3 protein-coding genes and 1 pseudogene are annotated in these 5,477 nt (G+C 66.9%); all 4 read left to right on the top strand.

What is annotated here, in order from left to right; all coding sequences use genetic code 11:
* A pseudogene (locus ML01_RS29830) lies at positions 1 to 187 on the top strand (hypothetical protein); the annotation flags it as partial.
* A gap of 12 nt (positions 188 to 199) precedes the next feature.
* Complete coding sequence (locus ML01_RS26355) at positions 200 to 1,924, top strand: ATP-binding protein (protein WP_058558348.1); 1,725 nt, start codon at positions 200 to 202, stop codon at positions 1,922 to 1,924.
* Between the two features lie 106 nt (positions 1,925 to 2,030).
* Positions 2,031 to 4,982 carry a DUF1156 domain-containing protein gene (locus tag ML01_RS26350; protein WP_058558347.1) on the top strand — a complete coding sequence of 984 codons (2,952 nt, stop codon included), beginning with the start codon at positions 2,031 to 2,033 and terminating at the stop codon, positions 4,980 to 4,982.
* A gap of 23 nt (positions 4,983 to 5,005) precedes the next feature.
* On the top strand, positions 5,006 to 5,477 hold a 472-nt coding region (locus tag ML01_RS28175), incomplete at its 3' end, for a toll/interleukin-1 receptor domain-containing protein (protein ID WP_156428026.1).

Here is a 5,477-nt window from a genome sequence, read left to right as displayed (position 1 = left end):
CCTGGGCCTGCTGTTCCGCGTGCTCGCCCCCATGCGCAACCGCGAGCACATGCGCGCCTGCGCCGACGGCATCGAGGAAATGGGCCGCGAAGAGGCCGCCTACTGGCTCGGCATGGCCATGCACCGCAAGTACCCGCGCCGGGTGCTGATGGCCCTGCGGTTTCTGCTCATCGACCCGAAGGCGTAACGCGCATTCGCCGTGCCGCGCACCCGCGACCAAATCAACGCGCTGTTGCAGGAGCTTGATTCCGCGCCTGCGGACAGCTTCGAGGACCAGGACCTCGACTTCAAGGAATGGATCGGCCGAAGTCGAGAAAAGGGTGTTGATCAAGTGGTCGAGATGGCGGTCTGCATGGCCAACGGCGGCGGCGGAACCGTCGTTTTCGGCGTCCGCGACGGGGTCATCGGTCGCGCGCAGTCGCTGCTCGGCGTTCCGCTGGAGATCGACGTCAACCGCTTGGTGAAAGCCGTCTACGACCGCACCGACCCCAAGCTGACGCCCGTCTTCGAGGATTTGCCCATCGGCCTCGGAACGGGTCGCCTGCTGCTCATGCACGTCCATGGCGGACTGCCGCCGTACACCGATTCTCAAGGACGCGCGAAGACCCGCATCGGCAAAGACTGTCAGCCCCTCACCGGCAGCCTGCGGCGGCGCATCCTCATCGAGACCGGCGAGACCGACTTCACGGCGAGCTGCATCGACGCGCGCGTGCACGATCTGCTTTCCGCGGCGGCCATGGAGCAACTGCGCGACATCGCACGCCGCGAGCAAGCACCGGACGACCTCTTGCGCCTGTCGGACATGGACCTGCTCGACGCCCTCGACCTGATCGTCGCGGGCCAACTGACATACGCGGGCCTGTTCCTCGCCGGCCATCCGGATACACTCAAACGGCTAATGCCCCGTTGGGTCTGGACCCACGCCCGGTTGAGCAGTGACGTCGAGACCGGCGATCGCATGGACGGCTGCGATGCACTGCCCATTGCCCTGGGCCGCATGCTCGACCGCATCATGGCCGACAACCCGATCAGCACGCTGGAGCTGGGCCTGTTTCACCATGAGTACCGCGCCTACCCCGAGATTGCCCTGCGCGAGGCCCTGATGAACGCCCTCTGTCACCAGGACTTCCGGATTGGCGGACCGCTGCTGATCCGCCAATACCCGAACCGGATCGAGATCGCCAATGCCGGCGGCTTCATCGGCGGCATCGCGCCGGACAATATCCTTCATCACCGCCCCGTGCCGCGCAACCCGCTGCTGGTCAATGCGCTGGTCCGGTTACGGCTGGTCAATCGGATGAACCTGGGCGTGCGCCGGATGTATCAGGCGATGCTGATCGAGGGCAAAGAACCCCCGGCACTGATCGAGGAAGGCGAATCGGTGCTGGTGCGCTTTCGCCGCCAGCCGATCTCCGGACAATTCCGCCTGTTCATCGCGGAGGAAGGCAAGGCCGGCCGCATACCCAGCGTCGAGCAGTTGCTGATTCTGCATTACCTACTGGCACACCCGGAGCTGGACACAGACACCGCGGCACCCTTGTGTCAGCGCACCGAGCCCGAGGCCCGGGAGTTGCTGGTCGAGATGGAGACCGCGCTCGGTTACCTGGAGCGCGGCGGCAGCGGTCGCAGCACCTACTGGTCCCTGCGTCCGGACCTCCACCGGCGCCTCGCGGGCGCCGGGCACCCCGAGCGCGACCGGCGCATCGCATGGGAGGCGGCCAAAACGCGCATTTTGAGCGTGCTGCAAGAGCGTGCACGACGTGGCGACCCCGGACTCGCCAACGAAGAGATCCGCCAGATTACCCACTACGACCGCAACCAGGTGGTGCGCCTGATGCGGGAGCTGCGGACGGAGAACCCGGCCATCAGCCTCGAAGGGGCTGGACGTTCCGCCGCCTACCGCCTGGAATCGCGCCCTAAATGAGCGCCGCGCATTCTTCGCGCATTTTGGGCGCCGAAATGCGCACCGAAATGCGCGCGCGCGTTTCCCGCGCTATTGTCGGCCTCGCCGCCGGCGACGGAGCCACGCCATGACCGCCCGCCTGATCGAGACCTGGCTGCCGATTGCGGCGCTCGGCGAGGAGAGCGTGCGCGAGCGGCGCTCCATGACCGCGCTGCCGCCGACCTACTATCTGCACGTCTGGTGGGCACGGCGCCCGCTGGTCGCCTCCCGCGCCGCGATCCTCGCCTCGCTGCTGCCGGCGGATGCGGATCGGGAGCGGTTCATGCGTGTGCTGGGGATTCATGGGGATCCGGTGGCGGGGAAGGCGCGTATCGCACGCGCGAACCGCGAGGGCGAGCGTCTAGGCGCCGATGCCTATGGCTACCCGCGTGCCTTCTCGTATCTGCCTTCCCCCGACGACCTCGATTGGGTCCAATACGAGGCCCGTCGCATCGGCATCGATCGTCCGGCGGTGCTGGACCCAACCGCCGGGGGCGGCAGCATCCCGTTCGAGGCGAGCCGGTTGCGCTTTCACGCCATTGCGAACGATCTGAACCCGGTGGCGGGCTTGATCCTGCGCTCGACCGTCGAGTTGCCGATCAAGTTGGGCCTCGACCTGCGACTTGAGCTTGAAAGGCTCGGAGAACGCTTCGTCAGCGAGATGCGCGAGCGGCTTGCCTGGGCTTACCCGGCGGAGCCCGAGCCCGACTGCCGGCCGGACGGCTACCTCTGGGCGCGCACAATCACCTGCCCGTACTGCGACGGCCTGATCCCGCTGTCGCCGAACTGGCGGTTGGCCCCGGACGGCACCGGCGTGCGCCTGAAGCCACAGCTCGGCGCCGGCCCGAGCACGGCGGGCCGCGTCTGCGCCTTCGAGATCGTCCGCGGGGCCGCCAAGCAGTCCAAGGGCACGGTCAAGGGCGGCAACGCCGAGTGCCCCTATCCGGACTGCGGGCGCACCGTCGATGGCGACGAGATCAAGCGCCAGGCCCAGGGCGGCGACATGGGCGAGCAGTTGTTTACCGTCGTTTACAAGCGCCGGACGGTCACCCGGACCAAGACCGGCAAGGAGCGCATCAAATGGGTCCGCGGCTACCGGGCGCCGCGGCCCGAGGACGACGTGTCGGCGCTGATCGCCGAGCGGCTTGCCGAGAAGCTGCCGGAGTGGGAGGCGCTGGATTTGGTGCCGAGTGAGCGCTTTCCGCCCGAGTCGAACGACGACCGCCCGATTCAGTACGGGATGCCGCTCTGGCGAGACCTCTTCTCTCCACGCCAGCTCTACGGCCATGCCACCGGCGTTGAAGCCTTCCGCGAACTGCTGGAGGCCGAGCGCAGCAAGGGCGAGCTGTCGGAAACCACCAAGGCCGGTTTCGGCTACCTCGCCCTGTCGCTCGACAAGCTCCGCGACTACAACTCCCGCATGACGCGCTGGCACGTATCTCGCGAAGTCATGGTCAACACCTTTGACCGTCACGACTTCTCCTTCAAATGGTCCTACGCCGAAATGGCCCCGCTCATCACCGGCCTCGGCTACGACTGGGCCATCGAGCAGACCGCCAAGTGCATCGGCGAGCTGGCCGCGCTGACCCGCCCGGATGTGGACCTGAAGGCGGACAAGGGCGCGAAGACTCAGCGCGACCTGTTCGCGGCGCCGGACTTCACGCCGCCGCCGCTGACCATCACCTGCAAGCCCGGCGACAACCTGGACCATCTTGCCGACGCCTCCGTGGACCTGGTGGTGATGGACCCGCCCTACTACGACAACGTGATGTACGCGGAGCTGTCGGACTTCTTCTACGTCTGGCTCAAGCGCACCGCCGGCCACGTCTACCCGGAGCTGTTCCGCCGCGCGCTCACCGACAAGGAGCAGGAGGCGGTCGCCAACCCGGCCAAGTTCCGCGGCCAGCCCGGCGCCAAGGTGCTGGCGGGCCGCGATTACCAGGCGCGCATGGCGAGCATCTTCGCCGAATGCCGCCGGGTGCTGAAACCGGATGGCCTGATGACGCTGATGTTCACCCACAAGGCCACCGGCGCCTGGGACGCGCTCACCACCGGGCTCATCACCGCCGGCTTCGTCATCACCGCGAGCTGGCCCATCAACACCGAGGCCGAGGGCTCCCTGCACATCAAGGACAAGTCCGCCGCCAACAGCACGGTGTTCCTGGTCTGCCGCCCGCGCACCGCCCCCGCCGACGGCGCCGAGACCCTCTATTGGGAGGACCTGGAGCCGCGCGTGCGCGCCGCGGTGCGCGGTCGCATCCAGGGCTTCCAGCAGGCCGGCATCCGCGGCGTGGACCTGTATCTGTCCTGCTTCGGCCCGGCGCTGGAGGAGTTCTCCCGCCACTGGCCGGTGCAGCGCGGCACGCCGCGCCCGGAGCCGGAATTCGAGCGCCGCCGCCCCAGGCAGGCGGAACTGTTCGCGGAAAAACCGGACCCCTACGCCGCGACGCCCGAGGACGCCCTCGACGCCGCCCGCCGCGAGGTGAAGCGCTGGCGCCTGGAGCAGCTCACGCACCTGAAGCGCCAGGCCGAGCTGGACCCGCCGACGGAATGGTTCGTGCTCGCCTGGGACGCCTTCCAGGCCCCGCAATTCCCCTTCGACGAGGCCCTGCGCCTCGCCCGCGTCGTCGGCATCGACCTGGATCGCGAAATCATCGGCCGCCTCGCCGAGAAGAAGGGCAGCAACGTCGTGCTGTGGGACAGCGGCACTCGCGCCGCCAAGGGGGCGCTGGGCCCACCGGACGGCTCCAAGGGCTGGATCGACACCATCCACCATGCCGCCAGCCGCGCCCGCAACCAGACCCTGCAGGCCGCCGCCGACCTGCTGACCCGCGTCGGCGCCACCCAGGAGCCCGTGTTCCTCTCCGCGCTGGAGGCGGTGCTGGAGGTCCTGCCGCCATCGCGCGCCTTCACCGGCATCGACCCGCTGGACGCCGTCGCCCCCGCCGCCAGCGACTTCGAGGCGCTGGAGAACCTGCGCCGGCTCGCCTTCGCCGACCGGGTGGATCGCCCGACGCAGTTGGCGTTGTGGGACAACTGAGTTTCCAAATTTAGGAGGCAAGCATGGCTAGGGCATTTCTCTCTCACAGTAGCGCTGATAAGGCCCGCTACGTGCGCACAGTCGCAGAAAAACTCCGCCCAATCTCAGCGGAATACGATGAATGGACCTTCGAAGAGGGCATGCAACCCCTTGAAGAGATAGTTCGTGGGCTTGACAGCTCCCAAGTGTTCGTTGTTTTCTTGAGTAACGACGCTCTCAATTCTCATTGGGTCAAGAGAGAGTTGGCATTGGCTCATAACGCTCTTGCCGAACATGCACTACAACGAATCTATCCGATTATCATCGACCCCACCATCACCTACAATGACCCACGCTTACCCCAATGGCTCAAGGACGGGTACAACCTCAAATATGTCTCACGTCCCGTTATAGCCGCTCGCCGCATCAAGCAACGCCTGCGCGAAGTCGCATGGAGCCAACACCCTGGGCTCATGGCGCGAGATGTCATTTTCGTGGGAAGGAATGAGCTTAGTG

The organism is Thiohalocapsa sp. ML1, from assembly GCF_001469165.1.
Lineage (GTDB): Bacteria > Pseudomonadota > Gammaproteobacteria > Chromatiales > Chromatiaceae > Thiohalocapsa.
This window is presented reverse-complemented; position numbering and strand designations above follow the sequence as displayed.